We start from the raw sequence: 16,218 nt of genomic DNA, 5'->3' as shown, positions 1-16,218 counted from the left end.
CAGCCTCACATTATTTTATGCTAAGCTAACGTTTTTACATCCTCATACTCATAGGCAGCGTAAACAGGTAAATGTTGAAAATGGCTAAAACGACCAGCAGCACTGCGTAGGATGAAAAAGTCTTAATAATCTTTCTCATTTCGCTAAAATTGAAGCCGCTGATTTTATAGGCTGTAAACAGTGATGCTAATAAGCCCATGGCAATTAAAGCAAATTGCATAACCTGTATTGTGCCGTCAGACGCCAGGGCTGCGGAACCCCCTTCATATCCCGGCAAAAACATGGCTATGGCTGTGTAGAGTACCGATTTGCCTTCAGCCAGCAGGTGGAACAAGTTATGCGCCAGGTGGCCTGCCAGGTCCAGAGGGATCAGTGCGTAACCAAACTTGATGAAATTGGAAACTGCTTTCTCTCCGTTGAATTTGCCCGCTAACCAGCTGGTTAAATACAGAACGGCAACAGGTACAGACATTGCAATAATGAAGGTTACGGTAAAAGTAACGGCATAGCTGCTGGTGCCAGTTATACCTTCGATGAAAGTTTGGGCTTTTTTCCATATTTCCAGCATGGTAATGTTTTGCACGAAAACAATCCCCATGATAATTATGGCCAGGAACGATTCCTCAATCCGGGGTCTTTTAATAAACCACAGTTCCCTGGACGGCACTCTGGCCTTGATAGTAACCGAATCATTTGGGCAAACCTTAACACAATTGCCGCATAAGTTGCACTTGGCGCTGGAATCCATGACACCGGGCAGTTCAAACATTGGGCATCCGGCTACATTATCTTTACCCTTAAAACAAAACTTGTCTTTACACTGACTGCATTTTTTGCTGTCGGCCCTGAGTTCCAGCGCACCGGCCCGGGAGTAGTTGCCCGAGAGCCCCCCCAGAAAGCACAGATAACGGCACCATGTCCTGCGCTCGAAAAACGCCCCGGAAATAACAACCCCGGTGACTATCATTAGAAGCAATAAACCCGAACCCCGGGGTGATTCCACTATTCCAAATACATGGTCTGCCCATGTAATCAGAATAAAAATGGCGTCAATAATCCAGATGCCGTATTTTTTCAAAAAGGCCGGCACCGGACGGTTGTTGCCCACCCATTTCTGAACTAGATCATTCAAGGTGGCAAATGGGCAAATGGCACACCAGAACCTTCCGAACAGCAGGAACACCAGGGGAATTACCGGCCACCAGAGCACCCAGGTCATGGCGGTGCCGAAGTTGTCATGAGCGGAAGACGGCCCATATAACAGCTGGTATATTACCACCGTAAAGATAAAAGCCGTGGGCCACTGGAAGAGGGCAGGGAAAAGTTTGCTTTTGATAAAAGATTTTACCATTGGTATTTCCAGCAAGTTGCGTCCGGCCATCACTTATACCCCCTGCCTGTTTCTTCTTAATAACGCTGCGGCAGCGATTATCATGCCATTAAGCCCTGCGAAACCGCCAACTACCTCATTCTTATACTGATTCAAACTGCTTTTGCCCGAAACACTGCCATGATCTGAATTATTATGGCTGCCTCCATTTGAATGCTGTGTATTACTCTCCATATTTATGCCATCCATATCCATGCCATCCATTTGCGTGTTGTCATGATTCATTCCGCTCATGTCCATGACATCGCCAGGATTACCCGCTGCATTAGAAACTCCGTGATTGGAATGGTTTTCTGCAGCATAAACAGTTAGGGGTAAAATAAATAAAAAAAGAATGAGTGCCGGTATCAATATTTTGGTATGTCTCACTGTTCCTCACTCTCCATGTTCATACTTTTAATTTTGGGGCCTTGGGCTCCGGGATTATTAGTCGTTTTGTCTTTTTCTAATACTCCTTTCTTATGGATTTCTTGCTATTTCCAAAACTAATCTTTTAGATTATAGCTAATGAGTTTTACAAAGGTTTATCAAAAATGTCACATTTGTGTCACAAAAGTATTAATGCTTCTGGCGATTTATAACACCGTTAATAAATAATTAATTAATTCATAAGGCTGTACGTGCTTTTTATAGATAATGGTTCCTTGGCTATAACTAAATTATTAACGTTATCAGGCCTGAAATAATAGGCCCGGGTGTCAGCCGCCCACCCGGGTCTAATTCAAAAAATTTATCTATTTTTTGGGTTGGTCTCCATTGGCATACCCTGTCCTTCGCAGGGGTTCAATCGTTTGGTTGCCGCAAAGATGGGGGTTGCTTTTGTTTCAAAGCGCGCGATACTTTAGAGCTATCGGCGGGTATTCTAAAGGTGATAGATAGCAGCGAACTCGTAATTCCCATGCATTCTTATGTCATTTCGGCTAAAAACCAGCATTGTTATCCAACAGTACTAGCTTTTTTAAATTCGTTCGCAAATGGTCACCGCATAGCTAGCGCTACACGGGCGCTATTTGATCACATTTCACCGGCGTCTGGCAATTTCATTCAGGGATAAAAGCAATAGTTGTTCAGGGGTCATGGCACTGCCGCTTTCAACGATAGGTTCAATAAAATAACTGCAATCCTTAAAAACTGATTTTTTGAAAACTAAAAGATAATAAATGTATTATTATTTAATTATAACTTCATTTAAGCAATTACCCATTAGGCCGGGGGCATATTGTTGACATTATTATTAAATAAAATTATCATTATATAAACAGTTTCTAAAGATAAACAGTTTCTAATGGGGGTTTAAAATGAATATAAACAGGTTGGTTAAAACTTTTAAAGCACTTGGCGAACCCACGAGGTTGAAAATTTTAAAACTGCTCTCGGTGAGGCCGATGTATGTATGTGAGCTGGAAGGCATCTTGCAAATAAGCCAGCCCAGGATATCGCAGCATTTGAGAGTAATGAGGGAAGCCGGGCTGGTCAAAGAAAAAAAAGATGCCCAGCGCACCTTTTATTTGCTGCAAATGGAGTTTTTGGACGAAACATTTAACAGCTTGATCGACACTTTCCAAAAAGATTTGGAGGATTTAGCCGAATTCAAAGAGGAATATGCAAGATTGAAACAGCTGGACAGTGACTGTAATGTTGTCTTATGCAAACAAGGCGGGCCACTGCCATAATTTATATTTTGTGAAGGGTGATTAAATACGGCCAAATGCTGTGACCACAGCGCGCCTGGAGTATATAAGGTTAAAATTGATACCGGCACGGTACATGATATGTATTATTTTTTTGCCTAATATATAAAAATAATTTTATATAAATATCGTTGAGGGGGTGAAGATAAAGTGGTTGATTGATTTGGCCTCAGCTCGCCTAAAACGCCTAAAATATACAAGATTTAATTAATACCGGCACGGTGGGCATGCTGGGGTTTAGACCTGGTTATAAACGAGTGTAAAACAATTGTTATCTTATAATAGCATAGGAGGCTAAATGATATGACCGATTCAGTAACTGGCAAGCTCAATTTTCTGGACCGGTATTTAACGCTCTGGATTTTCCTGGCGATGGCGGTGGGGGTGGCGGGAGGTTACATTTACCCGCAAATCGCCGGTTTTTGGGGACGGTTCCAGGTGGGAACCACCAATATCCCCATAGCCATCGGCCTGATTGTTATGATGTATCCGCCTCTGGCCAGGGTGAAGTATGAGGAAATCGGCAAAGTGTTTACCAACGGCAGGGTCATGGGACTTAGTCTGGTGCAGAACTGGATCATCGGACCGCTGCTGATGTTTTTTCTGGCCATCATTTTCCTGCGGGGCTATCCGGAATATATGGCAGGCCTGATTCTTATCGGGCTGGCCCGCTGCATTGCGATGGTCATTGTTTGGAACGGTTTGGCCAAAGGCGATTCCGAATACGCTGCAGCCCTGGTGGCATTAAACTCCATCTTCCAGGTGCTGTTCTTTTCAGTATACGCATACTTTTTCATTACCCTGATGCCCCGGTGGTTCGGTCTGGCGTCTTCGGAAGTGCATATTTCGATGGGAGAGGTGGCCAAAAGTGTGTTTATTTACCTCGGCATACCTTTTCTGGCCGGTGTTATTACCCGCTTTACCCTGGTGCCAATAAAAGGCAAGGCATGGTATGATAAGCAGTTTATGCCCAAAATCGGCCCTTTAACCTTAATCGCTTTGCTGTTCACAATCCTGGTGATGTTCTCCTTAAAGGGCAATTATATCGTCACCCTGCCGGTTGATGTGGTTAGGATAGCCATACCGTTGGTCCTGTACTTCTTAATCATGTTTCTGTTTTCGTTCTTTATGAGCAAAAAGATGGGAGTCAACTACGAGCAGGCCACGACCCTTTCCTTTACCGCCGCCAGCAATAACTTTGAGCTGGCCATCGCGGTGGCGGTGGCGGTGTTCGGCATCAATTCCGGGCAGGCATTTGCCGCGGTAATCGGCCCGCTGATCGAAGTGCCGGTGATGATCTGGCTGGTCAACGTAGCCCTTTCTTTTAAGAGGAAATATTTCGACCACGGGGTTACTACCACCAGGTAAAGCAAGTGAATAGCCGGGATGCGGCCATGCTCCCGGCTGTATCTTTTGGGGGAAGAATAATGAATACTGTATTGGATTTCTTTAAAATTTTAGCAGATGAGACCCGGTTGAAAATTATTTTAATGTTATCCCGGCGGGATATGTGTGTCTGTGAAATCATGGATGAGCTGGGCATGTCACAGCCCGCTGTTTCCCACCACCTCAGACTTTTAAGGAAAAGCGGCATATTAAATGATGACAAAGACGGGCGTTGGGTGTTTTATTCCATCAATCAAAAAGCCTTTGCCCAAGGGCTGGCCTGTGTCAATAAAGACCTGTTTGATCAAATATGCGACAATCTGAAAAACCGGCAGACCCACCGGAATTACGATGCCTGCCTGCGCATGGAAAAAGAAATGCACTCCTGCCTTAAAGCAAGGAACAGGAAAATTAATTAACGCCGGCCGGGTAAGGCGGCGGTAGGGGGTATAGGTATGCGAATTGCAATATTTTCCGACGTGCACGGCAATAAACATGCCCTGGAAGCAGTTTTGGCCGACATCCGGAACCGCGGGCCGGGCCGGGTGGTCTGCCTGGGCGACCTGGTCGGCTACGGGGCCTATCCCGACGCGGTGGTGCAGGCCGTCCGTGAGAGCGGCATCCCCACAGTGATGGGCAATTACGATGACGCCATCGCCAACCGGCGTATGGTCTGCGGTTGTGACTACAAAGATGAGCAGGCGCTGGAGGCGGGGGTGAAATCAATTTCCTGGACGCTGGAACATACCGGGGAGGCAAGCAGGGAATTTTTGCTGGGCCTGCCGGAGAGAATTGTTGAAGAGATTCACGGTCGCAGGGTGCTGTTCGTACACGGCAGCCCGCGGCGGCTAAACGAGTACCTGTACGAGGACGCGCCAGCCGCCGGTATACTTCCCATGCTGCAGGAAGCAAAGGCCGATGTGCTGGTGTGCGGTCATACCCACCTGCCGTACCACCGGGTTGTTGATGGACGGCATATAATCAACGCCGGCAGCGCGGGCAAGCCCAAACACGGAGACCCCCAGGCGGTGTACGCGCTGGTAGACATGGGTAAAGATATACGGGTGGAGTTTATCAAAGTCCCGTATGACTGTGAGTCAGCGGCCCGGGCCGTAGAAAAGGCGGGACTGCCCGCTGAATTCGCAGCGATTTTAAGGACGGGTATCGGTTGATTCACAAATTTATACAGCACCGGCCGGTACATTTCGGCTGGTGTTTTAATATTAAGCATTTGTGTGATGTTTAAGGTGTTAGTGAAAAAAATAACAATTTATATCTTGACAGAAGTAAAACGCAGTATTACAATCTAATCATATTATAAAATATTTATATTAATATATAAGGAAGTTTGTATTATGTAAAAGAAATTACTTTTAATCCTGGGGCTCGCCGGCTTTACGGTGATGGCGGACAACTGGGTGGTATCGCCCATATTACCGTCCATTGCTCAAAACAACCGTTATTGCCGCCAGGCAAGAAAATGGGCGGTGGATGAAATTAGAAGATTTATTGTGTATAGGTCTATGTTGTTATACATGCCAAAAAAGGGAGAGATTGGATTCTCTCCCTTTTAGGTATATCAGGCGTTGGCATGGTGCTCGCAGCAGTGTTCATGGTCGTGGCCTTTATGGACATGGCCTGAATCGCTTTCCCGGTAAAATTCGCGCAAATTGCAGGTTGTCTGCCCGGCCATGCTGCATTGCTGCTCCAGTTGAATGGTGCTTTGAAAAATGCCGAATTTTTGGGCCAAAATCAGGTTGCACTTATTCAGTAAAAGCTGCCCGTTCACATGCTCATCAACAATGGCGTGCATAGTGAAGGTAGGAATGTCGCTGGTAACGCTCCAGGCGTGCACGTCATGTATGTTGTGCACCCCCGGCACCCGCTGCAGCGCCAAGTACGGCACGTGGGAATGGAATTTCGGCAGCTCTCCCGCGTTTAATTTCCAAAAAGAATTGATCTTTGCCGGGGGAAGCCTCACGCTTAATTTAAATATCAACCAGGGGATGGTCAAAAGCTGTAAAATATACGGAGATTTTTTTGAACATAAACCGGTGGAAGAACTTGAGGCTCTATTGACCGGCCAGCGGTATGAAGAGGCAAATCTACAATCTTTACTGGGGAAGGTGGACGTTTCGCGATACATCGGCGGGCTGACCTCCCAACAGTTATTAACGTGCTTATTTTAGGTACTTAAACGGGCTTTTCACAATCTCGAAGACCATACCCGGTTTAGCAAGGTAAAATGTATTACTTTTCTTGTTGCATCAATCAAATAAATTTGATATGATTAATGCCATGATAGACACAGTAAAAATTGCCAAGGCTCTAAGTGACCCTGTGCGTCACAAAATTATGCTTATGCTTGCCCAAAATAATCAGGAATGCTGTCCTGTTCCAGGAGAAGTGGAAGGTAAAACTGGACTTTGTAATTGCGAAATTATGGCCAAGCTGGGCATGATCCAATCCCGTGTTTCGTATCATATGAAAGAATTGGTGGAGGCGGGTATAGTTGCTGAAGAGCCAAGGGGTAAGTGGAAAATGTATTTCATTAAAACAAAAACGTTAAACCAATTTCTTGAACAATTACGGGCGGATTTTAAACTGGACTAATTTTTTTTAAATTGTTAAATCAAAAAAAGTTGATCCAAGGAGGTACTGGTTTTGCAAGAAGACATTCGTGAAGTGGTGAAACTCAAGTATGCTCAAGCAATTACCCAAAAAAGCAGTTGTTGTGGTTTTGGAAGCGGTTGCTGCGGGGGAGATCCTTTAGAGGTTAATATGATTACCGGAAACCTGTATCAGGACCATGAAATGGATGACCTGCCCCGGGACTTGGTGGCAACTTCTTTTGGTTGCGGTAACCCGACCGCATTGGCAGAACTGCATCCCGGAGAGGTGGTGCTGGATCTGGGCAGCGGTGCCGGGTTGGATGTCCTGTTATCCGCCCGCCGGGTTGGACCTAACGGCAAAGCATATGGTCTTGACATGACTGACGAAATGCTGGCCGAGGCGAGAGCCAACCAAAAACGGGCTGGTCTGAGCAATGTGGAATTTCTGAAGGGGCATATTGAGTCAATTCCTTTGCCGGATAACAGTGTGGACGTTATCATCTCCAATTGTGTCATTAATCTGTCGGCTGACAAAGACCGGGTGTTCCAAGAAGCTTTCCGGGTGTTGAAACCAGGCGGCAGGTTTGCGGTGGCCGATATCGTACTGACAAGGCCGCTGCCACAAAAAGTGCAGCAGGACTTGTTAGCTTGGGCTGGGTGTATTGCCGGAGCTTTACAGGAACAGGAGTATCGTGATAAGCTCGTTGCTTCAGGGTTTAACGAGGTGGAGTTGCAGGTCACCCGGGTTTATGACTTTAGTAGTCAACAGACAGAAAGAATTTTACCTAATTTATCGGAGACAGAACGGAAGGAATTAAATGGTGCAGTACTTAGCGCCTTTATTCGTGCCAAAAAACCTGCCGGAAGATTAATACCGGGATAATAAATCCTTACTTTATTTTATCTGCAATTTCGCAAAAAAAGCCGCCCATAACGGGCGGCATTAGCTTTAACCAATAAATTCTGTTTCATCATGTCAAACGGGTTGCCATAGGTTGGAGAGGTATGACCGGAGTAATTTCCATAATTAGTTGATGTAAGTTAAAAAACCTCCCTTTGATTATGAGGGAGCATTTCACTTTAACATGGATAAACCTGCATGGCAATTTGTAAATGCTGGCAAGTTGTCTGTTGTGGCGGTTCCCATCTGAGGAAGTAATGGTTAATCCGGGGTTTATCATCTATTTTTCGCGTGCTGGGAGAAGTTGTTATAGGTGTGGAAAAACATTTAAGTTAGGATTACTAATGTTTTTATGGTATAATTACCATATTAATTATATAGAAAAACGGAAAGATGTTGTTAAATATGACTGATTTTGAGAATATTAACGTAAATGATATCGAGGAAAATAACAAAACAAATAAACAAATTGGTTGGAAAATATTTGCATGTTTGTCTTGCTTGCTTGCAATTGCATCTTTGGCTGGCGTCTGGTACGTCAATAATCAAAGACTTTTTTTAATGATAGATAATAGCAAGCTAAAGGTGGAGGTACAAACTCTTCAAGAAGAAGTTGCAAACTTAAAAAATCTGGATAATGACAGTACACAAAATAATACTGAAGCAAAAAGCGACTCCGCGGAAGGCAAGCAATCGGAGAATAAACAAACTGATAAAAATTACACAATATACGAGGTGAAGCCGGGGGACTCTTTAACTGGCATTTCCATTGCATATTATGGCACGGAGATTCATGCATCTAAAATAGCCGAGTTAAATGGCATAACACCTGAATCAATTTTGCAATTGGGTCAAAAACTAAAAATACCTAAAAAACCTTAAAAAAAGCGGTCTTCGGCGTGGTGCCGGAGGTCGCTTTTTTAAAACCTGTGGTACATTTCAAAAATAACCAGGAGAATTAATGGAAAGGGCCAGCTATCGCTTGGCCCTTTCATGCTAGTTCACTACTGTATCAACTCCAAATGCATCATAGCTTCTGAGGCTGATTTAAAGTTATTTTTTTGGCTGAGCAGTTTTTTAAGGAAGTTAATAAAGTCTATAGATAGTGGAAGCACTTTCTGCCATGGTGCATTTAGATTTGGGTTCTCAACCAGGTTTGTAAAAAGGTCAACACCTACCACTCCAACTCCGAAAAGGTCACTTTTGGGTGATATATCTCTGCGCAATAGACGGTATGTTTCTGCTCCGGGAATTCTGGGGGAGGCCGGACTATTTAAGCATTCCGAATTGTTTCCTGACACTGGATCCGGTACATAAGGAAACTTAGCAGGATCAAGATATCTTGCCAATCCAAAATCTAGAAGATAAATCTTACTGCTGTTAAGCAATATATTAGACAGCCTTAAATCACGGTGCACAACAGCGTTTTCCTTTTGGGAAGGACAATGCAAGTAATCAAGAATAGACAGCAGTTGAAAAAGTATCGGCTTAACCTCGCCCTCATCAAACCTGCAGCCGTTGTGAATATAGTAACTCAGTGGCAGACCTTCAATATATTCCTGAATAATGTAATGGACATCGTTATATGTAAAGGCATTAACGAACCCCGGTATCCGGGGGTGGTTTAACCGGCTGAGGATATCGGCTTCCAGTTTGTGCGCCAAAAACAGCTCGACATCTTCAGCTTTGTTAATCAATGCCTTTATAGCATATAAACTGTTGTTGCGCCTGGCTTTAATCACAACGCCAAAACTGCCCTGGCCCAGATACTCCTCAATTCTATAATCCCTAATCCATGGATGTTCTTTTCATGAAGAAAAAAGACGCCCCAAGAGTCCCTTCCTGTGCCGGCGGTGCCTGCCTGAACTACTACCGTGGTAATGGCCATGCGAATATGGAGGCTGATAGTGATAATCCGGCTCCTGGTGGGATGGCCGCTGCTGTCGTGAAACAGGTCTGTTAAATGCAACTTTTAAGCTGCTGCCGCAATAGGGGCAAGCGGTCCATTCCGGCTGAAGCTGTTTATGACAGGAAGGGCAGGAAAGGTTTTTATTTAATTCTATTCCACAATAAGGGCAAAATTTAAAATCTCCCTGTAGTTGTTTTTGGCAATTTGGGCAACTCATGACGCAATCCTCCTTGGATTTAGTTCATTAAACTTTAGTAATTTATTTCATAAATTGTATATTGTTTTAAGTATACCACAAAAACACCAACCAACAATCACTGTATAGATCAAACTAGCCCCATTTTACTGTTTTCTTTAAAAAATTCACTAAAGTTTAGCTGGTATGCGCAATGTCCGGTAGATTACGTCAAGCTTTTCCCGCATTTTTATAACATTTCATCATCTTATAATCAATAACTGGGCAAAACTATTACAAATGGCAGTCGAGGTGGTTAAACGGTGGATTCCGGTTGGCTTTCAATTATTCCTTTTTTAATGGTAATACCCGTGGCAATTTGGACAAAGCAGATAATCCCGGGTTTAACACTGGGGTTAATCACCGGCGCCTATTTGGTCGACCCGTCACCTCTGGGCGGGTTGCAAAAAATGCTGTTTTACATCATCCAGGGCTTAACCCATAAGAATAATCTAAAGATCATTATCTTTCTTTATTTATTCTCAGGCCTGGTGGAGATAATTAAAATAGCCGGGGGAATTAAGGGCTTTGCCGAAATGGTTTCTACAAGAATAAAAACAAAAACCGGCGCACTGGTGCTTACCTGGTTTTCCACCCTGGGAACCTTCAGCACTCCAACTTTTCGCATAGTAACCATTACACCAATTTTAAGATCCCTGTTGGACAGGTTAAAAATGCCTGCCCGGGAGTTGGCTTATATGATTGAAGTTACTTCAGCACCGGTTATCGTAATGGTACCGGTCGCCACTGCCTTTGTCGGATATATGACTTCAATTATCCACCTTTCGCTTAAAAACCAGGGTATTGCATCCGATGCTTATGCCCTTTATATCAAAAGTATCCCTTTTAATTTTTTTTCCATTTCTATCCTTCTCCTGGGACTTTATCTAAGTTTTTTCCACCATGACGAGGGTAATAAAGTGTCTGCAACTGAAAGCAAGGATACAAATAAGGAAGATTGGCACGACTGTCACCCGGTTGTGGCCAAGGATCTTCCCTCCAAACCGTTGAACCTGCTGGTGCCTCTTCTCTTGCTGTTGGGATTAACATTTTTTGTTACCTGGCTGGACGGCTATAAAAAAGGAAGGACAATCTTTCAAGCCTTCCTTAATGCTGACGTTCTGGAAGCCATGGTTATAGCAGCGCTGGTGACTTTCTTTATTACTGTAATATTTTTTACGGTTCAAAAAATAGCATTAACTAAAATTATCAGCCATTTTATCATTGGAGGAAACGAATTAATGACAGTTATACTTCTGTTAGCCATCGTCTGGGGGCTGACGGGAGTAACGGATGACCTTGGGTTTTCTAAATTCGTCACCCAAAATACCGGCTGGATTCCGCAACTTTTTGTGCCCCCGGTTTTATTTTTACTCGGGTCGTTTATATCGTATTTTATCGGTTCCGCCTGGGGTACCTGGGGTATCCTGATGCCGCTGGGCATATCCCTGGGACATGTAGCGCACACTTCCCTGCCGCTGGTTATTGGAGCCGTTTTTGCCAGCGGGACGTTCGGTTCCTTTGCTTCCCCCTTGAGCGGCGATACTGTCACCATAACTAAAATCATGGATTTGCCTGTACTTGAATACGCCAAATACAAGCTTAAATCCGCATTGATAGCGGCAGGTATTGCCTCGGTTTTATATTTTATAGCTGCTGTATTTTGATAAAGGAAAAATTTACGGTGCCGCTATTGCTCTAACCATTGAACAGGGCATGGCTCCTGTTGTAAAAGTAGCCGCCGAAGTCCAAAAAATCGGCGACCTGCACTTTTTCACCCAGTTTTACGTCATTTAAAACTTCCGTCTTAAATACGTTATACCCTTAAATGCATTTGTATCAGCTATGATCCAGCTCACACATCGGGTTTTTAATTTATAGCATTAAGGTTGTATAATTGGCCTTAAATGGACTGATTTAAGTTTAAAAACATTGCCGGTTATTACACAGGGAGTTCATTGTGCTGAAATAAAAAAGCGCAGTTCAGATCCTGCGCTTTTCTTTTGCTCATACTTATGTAGAAGTCTATTGGCGGAATTTACCGAAGTCGGGTTTCCTTTTTTCCATAAAAGCATTTCTACCCTCCATGGCTTCATCAGTACCGTAATATAGATTTAAGGCCACCCCGGCCATGGAATGAATGCCCCAGATTGATTCGGTGTCGGCGTTAAAGGAAGTTTTTAAAGCCGCTAAAGCAGTCGGGCTGTAGGATAATAAGGTGTCGCAGATTTTATTGACTTCTTCCTCTAATTTTTCGGGTGGCACAACCTTGTTTACCAAACCCATTTGCAGGGCTTCTTCAGCAGTATACTGCTGACACAGGTACCAGATTTCCCTCGCTTTTTTTTCGCCCACTACCCTGGCCAGATAGGCGCTGCCGTAACCGGCATCGAAGCTCCCCACCCTTGGCCCGACCTGGCCGAATTTTGCCGTGCTTGACGCCACTGTCAAATCGCAAACCACATGGATTACATGGCCACCACCTATGGCGTAGCCATTAACCATGGCAATGACCGGTTTGGGTATCATTCTTATTACCTGCAGTAAAAGTGCGTGGCTGTTGGCCAGAGGCAGGTTATCCATTGGTTCCCGGCTTTCGTTTTGCTCTTGCGATGCGCCTGTGTAGCCTCCTTTTTCGCGAATTGATTGGTCGCCCCCTACCGAAAAAGCCCTGTCACCGGCTCCGGTAATTATGATTACTCCTATGTTTTTGTCGTTCCAGGCGTCCAAAAGCGCCTGAATCATTTCTTGTATTGTTAAATTGGTAAAGGCATTTAATTTTTGCGGCCTGTTTATTGTAATTTTTGCCCGGCCATTAATTTTTTCTATCATGATATCTTTGAACTCCATGATTACCTCCATATTTAATGAAATTTTGAAATTTTTTAGGTTTAACAATATACTTTGGTCTTAAACTTTTTCTAATAAGCCCTGTTTAAAGTCGCTTTCCACCTGATCAGCTAATTTGTAATGAACTTTTTTACCGGTTGCAGTCATGGGCAATTGATCAACAAAGCGATAATAGCGCGGCCTTTTATATCTTGCCAGCATGGGATGTTCCAGGCAATAGCGGTCAAGCTCCTGAACATCCAGATCAGGGTCACTTTTGACTACGTAGGCTACTATTATTTGACCCCATTTTTCGTCCTTCAATCCAACTACGGCGGAATCAACAACCTTGGGATTTTCATTTAAAGCTTCTTCAATTTGCACAGGGTAGACGTTTTCACCTCCTGAAATGAGCATATCGTCCTTTCTGCTGACAATTGTCACATATTCGTATTTATCCCATGTTGCCAGATCACCTGTGTACATCCACCCTTGATAAAAGCGTTTTTTACTCTGCTCGGGATTGTTGATATAGGTGTATGTGCATTTGTTGGGACATTTAACAATAACCTCGCCTACTTCCCGGTTATCTTTGTCCACGTAGTCATTGGGTTCGGCCAGCCTGTCTTCGTAAATCTTAACCACTGCGATGTCGTCATCCGTACAGGACCTGCCCGCGCTGCCGGCTTTTTGCGGCAAATCAAAGGGTCTGAGAAATGAGTTCCAGAATGATTCTGTTGTGCCGTACCCGTTAAAAATATTAGGAGTAAGCACCTTTTGATATCTGATACAGGCTTCTTTTTCCAGTGGGGCCCCCATGGTCACAATGCCTTTTAACATGCTAATATCTCTTGGTTCTTTTACTTGTAAATCGTGCAGCATTTTTAGTGCACCTCCAGTATAAGTATCAAATAATTTTAAAAATTTAGATTATTATTGGCGGCAGCTAGCCTGAATTTTAATCTTTATAACATATTAAGCCCGCCATTGACGCTTAATGTTTGCCCGGTAATATATTCGGCATCATCGGATACTAAAAATGCCGCGGCGTTGGCCAGATCATTTGGCTGCCCAAGCCGGCGCAAAGGAATTGATTTGATTAAGGCTTCAGCAATTTTTGGGTTATCAGCGGCAACCTCTGCAAACAAAGGGGTGTCCGTGGGACCGGGGGCAAGGCAATTAATATTAATTTTATATCTTGCCATTTCCCGGGCTAAAGCTTTGGAAAAAGCTATAACTCCTCCTTTGGCTGCGGAGTATACCACTTCACCGGAGGACCCGACACGGCCGGCATCGGAACTAACATTTAAAATTTTGCCGTATTTTCTTTCCATCATTTGGGGCAACAATGCTTTGCAGCATATAATAGTGCCTTTAAGGTTAATCGCTATCACCTTTTCCCAGGTATCTTCGGAGCTATCCATAAAAAGCCCGATTTTATCCCAGCCGGCATTATTAATTAAAATGTCGACTTTTCCATATTTAATTAAAGCTTCTTTGACCATACTATCAACTGATAGGTTATCTGAAACATCTACTTTAACAGCCAGTGCGTCACCACCTATTGATTCTATCTCACCGGCAACGGAGGCTGCAGAACCATGGTCAAGGTCCGCGGCAATAACCCGTGCCCCTTCCCGGGCAAATTTTAATGCAATTGCCTTACCGATTCCCCTGCCTGCTCCTGTTATAACAGCGACTTTTTGGTCCAACTTCATGGAAATCCCCCTTTTAGCTATTTTTAATATAAGGTTATAATGCAATTATCATGCCTCAAATGTGAACTGGTTAAATTGGATAATTTTTAACGGGATATGTTTTACATAGTTATTGTCTGTTATTATATTGTTAAATTCATTTAAACCGGGAGGGAAGCGTATTGACCGGTGTTAAATTGAAAAAAGATTTTGAATCTTGTGATTACCCGTTTAATCTTGGTATCGTGGCCAAATCCCCTGTAATGATGGAACTGGTAAAAACAGCGCTGCAAGTGGCCAAAGTTGACTGCACTGTTTTGCTTCAAGGTGAATCAGGTACTGGTAAGGAAATAATAGCTAACATTATTCATCAATATAGCAATCGCAATAAACCCATGGTAAAGATAAATTGCGGTGCCATACCCGAAAGCTTACTGGAGTCTGAGTTATTTGGGTACGAGCGTGGTGCTTTTACCGGGGCCAGGAAAGAAGGGAAGCCGGGCAAATTTGAAGAGGCTCATAATGGCACTATTTTTCTTGATGAAATTGGCGATTTGCCTTTGCACCTGCAGGTCAAGCTTTTAAGGGTATTACAGGACAAAGAGATCGTTCGTGTTGGCGGCACTGAGGCAAGAAAAATAAATACCCGGGTCATTGCTGCAACCAATAAGGACCTGCAGCAAATGGTGCTGGAAGGCAAATTCAGGGAGGATCTTTTTTACAGGTTAAACGTTATTCCTTTAAAAGTCCCTCCCTTACGCGAGCGGAGAGAAGATATCATGCCGCTGATTATCTATTTTAAAAAAGTTTTTGAAGAAAAATATAATGTCAGGAGAGATTGTTCTAACCAAGTGGTAAAGATATTTCTGTCTTATGATTGGCCAGGCAACGTTCGCGAGTTAGAAAACCTGATAGAGAGAATTTATGTTATTTCAGATCCTATGGAAGTAATCACACCGGAAATACTGATTAAAGATTACTTAAACATAAACAGGCAGAAGTCGGATGAGAAAGATGTTACTGTTCACCGCATCATCACCCTTAAAAAAGCCAATGAAGAGTTGGAAAGACAATTACTCGAAATGGCCGTAGAAAAATATAAAACACTTAAACAGATAGCACGTGCATTAGATGTCAGTGAAGCTACCATTTGCCGAAAACTTAAAAAAATGAAGATAATTTTGCATTAATGAAAGCAGCAGCTGTAAAATCCCCTGGGTAGTAGATTATTAGCTTGCATTTTTGTAAAAATCATTGCAAAAAGGAAATACCAGGAGCTGTTATTATTAGAGTCTGTTCGAAAAGTTTAAAACTTAGCTAACATAAATAGGAAATGCACCTTCACTCGGCGAACTAGGTAATAATCTCGACAAAATTACCCAAAACCAAGCGAGATGCATAATTATGGTAGAAAATTCAACTAGATCTCTTTCCCATGAGTTATTGTAACACACTTGGCTTTGATAAGGGACTCATTGACTATATTGATTTGGTGGACGATACGTTTATTAATTAAAAACCATAAAGTAAAAATCGCTCCTCAGCTGTTCACCTTGTACAGAATATTT

At 43.4% G+C, this 16,218-nt stretch carries 18 protein-coding genes and 1 pseudogene; 10 read left to right on the top strand and 9 right to left on the bottom strand.

The window, feature by feature from the left end:
- Positions 1 to 34: 34 nt before the first annotated feature.
- Both H569_RS0107755 and H569_RS0107750 read right to left on the bottom strand, forming a co-directional pair.
- Positions 35 to 1,381 (bottom strand): 4Fe-4S binding protein, encoded by a 1,347-nt coding sequence (locus tag H569_RS0107755; protein WP_051273433.1) that lies wholly within the window; start codon positions 1,379 to 1,381, stop codon positions 35 to 37.
- 3 nt (positions 1,382 to 1,384) lie between these two features.
- A complete protein-coding gene (locus H569_RS0107750) occupies positions 1,385 to 1,759 on the bottom strand; it encodes a hypothetical protein (RefSeq protein WP_027364533.1) in 375 nt (124 codons plus the stop codon).
- 929 nt (positions 1,760 to 2,688) lie between these two features.
- Here H569_RS0107750 and H569_RS0107745 point away from each other — a divergent pair.
- The 4 genes from H569_RS0107745 (at position 2,689) to H569_RS0107730 (ending at position 5,639) form a co-directional block, all read left to right on the top strand.
- Positions 2,689 to 3,063, top strand: coding sequence for an ArsR/SmtB family transcription factor (locus tag H569_RS0107745; protein ID WP_027364532.1), 375 nt, complete (start codon positions 2,689 to 2,691; stop codon positions 3,061 to 3,063).
- A 321-nt stretch (positions 3,064 to 3,384) separates the two neighbouring features.
- Positions 3,385 to 4,449 (top strand): ACR3 family arsenite efflux transporter, encoded by a 1,065-nt coding sequence (arsB, locus tag H569_RS0107740; RefSeq protein ID WP_027364531.1) that lies wholly within the window; start codon positions 3,385 to 3,387, stop codon positions 4,447 to 4,449.
- 59 nt (positions 4,450 to 4,508) lie between these two features.
- Positions 4,509 to 4,886 carry an ArsR/SmtB family transcription factor gene (locus H569_RS21250; protein ID WP_051273431.1) on the top strand — a complete coding sequence of 126 codons (378 nt, stop codon included), beginning with the start codon at positions 4,509 to 4,511 and terminating at the stop codon, positions 4,884 to 4,886.
- 36 nt (positions 4,887 to 4,922) lie between these two features.
- Positions 4,923 to 5,639 (top strand): metallophosphoesterase family protein, encoded by a 717-nt coding sequence (locus H569_RS0107730; RefSeq protein WP_027364530.1) that lies wholly within the window; start codon positions 4,923 to 4,925, stop codon positions 5,637 to 5,639.
- A 407-nt stretch (positions 5,640 to 6,046) separates the two neighbouring features.
- Here the strand turns inward: H569_RS0107730 and H569_RS22475 are convergent, their stop codons facing one another.
- Positions 6,047 to 6,340, bottom strand: a complete 294-nt coding sequence (locus H569_RS22475; RefSeq protein WP_157833485.1) for a hypothetical protein — start codon at positions 6,338 to 6,340, stop codon at positions 6,047 to 6,049.
- Here H569_RS22475 and H569_RS0107715 point away from each other — a divergent pair.
- The 4 genes from H569_RS0107715 to H569_RS0107700 all read left to right on the top strand — a co-directional run bounded on the left by H569_RS0107715 (position 6,330) and on the right by H569_RS0107700 (position 8,862).
- Entirely contained in the window at positions 6,330 to 6,656 is a 327-nt protein-coding gene (locus H569_RS0107715) for a lipoate protein ligase C-terminal domain-containing protein (RefSeq protein WP_027364528.1), read from the top strand. The two genes, H569_RS22475 and H569_RS0107715, sit on opposite strands and share 11 nt — an antisense overlap.
- Positions 6,657 to 6,765: 109 nt before the next feature.
- Complete coding sequence (locus H569_RS0107710; RefSeq protein WP_027364527.1) at positions 6,766 to 7,080, top strand: ArsR/SmtB family transcription factor; 315 nt, start codon at positions 6,766 to 6,768, stop codon at positions 7,078 to 7,080.
- 51 nt (positions 7,081 to 7,131) lie between these two features.
- Positions 7,132 to 7,962: an arsenite methyltransferase gene (locus H569_RS0107705; RefSeq protein WP_027364526.1), complete on the top strand. Its 831-nt coding sequence runs from the start codon at positions 7,132 to 7,134 to the stop codon at positions 7,960 to 7,962.
- Positions 7,963 to 8,385: 423 nt separating this feature from the next.
- Positions 8,386 to 8,862, top strand: coding sequence for a LysM peptidoglycan-binding domain-containing protein (locus H569_RS0107700; protein ID WP_027364525.1), 477 nt, complete (start codon positions 8,386 to 8,388; stop codon positions 8,860 to 8,862).
- 122 nt (positions 8,863 to 8,984) lie between these two features.
- Here H569_RS0107700 and H569_RS0107695 read toward each other — a convergent pair whose 3' ends face one another.
- From H569_RS0107695 to H569_RS23575, 3 genes and pseudogenes are all read right to left on the bottom strand, one after another.
- Complete coding sequence (locus H569_RS0107695) at positions 8,985 to 9,722, bottom strand: protein kinase domain-containing protein (RefSeq protein ID WP_027364524.1); 738 nt, start codon at positions 9,720 to 9,722, stop codon at positions 8,985 to 8,987.
- Entirely contained in the window at positions 9,719 to 9,949 is a 231-nt protein-coding gene (locus H569_RS23070; RefSeq protein WP_027364523.1) for a hypothetical protein, read from the bottom strand. The genes H569_RS0107695 and H569_RS23070 overlap by 4 nt, the downstream gene beginning before the upstream one ends.
- Positions 9,950 to 9,959: 10 nt before the next feature.
- Positions 9,960 to 10,106: pseudogene (locus H569_RS23575) on the bottom strand (zinc-ribbon domain-containing protein); the annotation flags it as partial.
- Positions 10,107 to 10,387: 281 nt separating this feature from the next.
- Here H569_RS23575 and H569_RS0107680 point away from each other — a divergent pair.
- Positions 10,388 to 11,791, top strand: a complete 1,404-nt coding sequence (locus tag H569_RS0107680) for a Na+/H+ antiporter NhaC family protein (protein WP_027364522.1) — start codon at positions 10,388 to 10,390, stop codon at positions 11,789 to 11,791.
- Between the two features lie 358 nt (positions 11,792 to 12,149).
- On the opposite strand, the gene H569_RS0107675 is transcribed toward H569_RS0107680, so the two are convergent.
- From H569_RS0107675 to H569_RS0107665, 3 genes are all read right to left on the bottom strand, one after another.
- The gene (locus H569_RS0107675) at positions 12,150 to 12,974 is read right to left on the bottom strand and encodes an enoyl-CoA hydratase-related protein (protein WP_027364521.1); all 825 of its coding nucleotides are present in this window, start codon (positions 12,972 to 12,974) and stop codon (positions 12,150 to 12,152) included.
- Between the two features lie 60 nt (positions 12,975 to 13,034).
- Positions 13,035 to 13,835 (bottom strand): class I adenylate-forming enzyme family protein, encoded by an 801-nt coding sequence (locus tag H569_RS19615; protein ID WP_051273429.1) that lies wholly within the window; start codon positions 13,833 to 13,835, stop codon positions 13,035 to 13,037.
- Positions 13,836 to 13,918: 83 nt separating this feature from the next.
- The gene (locus H569_RS0107665; RefSeq protein WP_027364520.1) at positions 13,919 to 14,671 is read right to left on the bottom strand and encodes an SDR family NAD(P)-dependent oxidoreductase; all 753 of its coding nucleotides are present in this window, start codon (positions 14,669 to 14,671) and stop codon (positions 13,919 to 13,921) included.
- A 161-nt stretch (positions 14,672 to 14,832) separates the two neighbouring features.
- Between H569_RS0107665 and H569_RS19610 the strand changes: the two genes are divergently transcribed.
- Positions 14,833 to 15,840, top strand: coding sequence for a sigma-54 interaction domain-containing protein (locus H569_RS19610; protein WP_051273428.1), 1,008 nt, complete (start codon positions 14,833 to 14,835; stop codon positions 15,838 to 15,840).
- The last annotated feature ends 378 nt before the right edge of the window (positions 15,841 to 16,218 follow it).

This window comes from Desulfotruncus alcoholivorax DSM 16058 (assembly GCF_000430885.1).
GTDB lineage: Bacteria > Bacillota > Desulfotomaculia > Desulfotomaculales > Desulfallaceae > Desulfotruncus > Desulfotruncus alcoholivorax.
The sequence above is the reverse complement of the archived record's forward strand: the minus strand, read 5'-3'. Positions and strand labels throughout refer to the sequence as shown.

Excerpts from the sequence above, each read along its gene's own strand:
- H569_RS0107715 (WP_027364528.1), top strand. The coding sequence starts at position 6,330 with ATGTTGTGCACCCCCGGCACCCGCTGCAGCGCCAAGTACGGCACGTGG.
- H569_RS0107700 (WP_027364525.1), top strand. The coding sequence starts at position 8,386 with ATGACTGATTTTGAGAATATTAACGTAAATGATATCGAGGAAAATAAC.
- H569_RS21250 (WP_051273431.1), top strand. The coding sequence starts at position 4,509 with ATGAATACTGTATTGGATTTCTTTAAAATTTTAGCAGATGAGACCCGG.
- H569_RS0107675 (WP_027364521.1), bottom strand. The coding sequence starts at position 12,974 with ATGGAGTTCAAAGATATCATGATAGAAAAAATTAATGGCCGGGCAAAA.
- H569_RS0107745 (WP_027364532.1), top strand. The coding sequence starts at position 2,689 with ATGAATATAAACAGGTTGGTTAAAACTTTTAAAGCACTTGGCGAACCC.
- H569_RS0107730 (WP_027364530.1), top strand. The coding sequence starts at position 4,923 with ATGCGAATTGCAATATTTTCCGACGTGCACGGCAATAAACATGCCCTG.
- H569_RS0107755 (WP_051273433.1), bottom strand. The coding sequence starts at position 1,381 with ATGGCCGGACGCAACTTGCTGGAAATACCAATGGTAAAATCTTTTATC.
- H569_RS19615 (WP_051273429.1), bottom strand. The coding sequence starts at position 13,835 with ATGCTGCACGATTTACAAGTAAAAGAACCAAGAGATATTAGCATGTTA.
- H569_RS0107665 (WP_027364520.1), bottom strand. The coding sequence starts at position 14,671 with ATGAAGTTGGACCAAAAAGTCGCTGTTATAACAGGAGCAGGCAGGGGA.
- arsB (WP_027364531.1), top strand. The coding sequence starts at position 3,385 with ATGACCGATTCAGTAACTGGCAAGCTCAATTTTCTGGACCGGTATTTA.
- H569_RS0107710 (WP_027364527.1), top strand. The coding sequence starts at position 6,766 with ATGATAGACACAGTAAAAATTGCCAAGGCTCTAAGTGACCCTGTGCGT.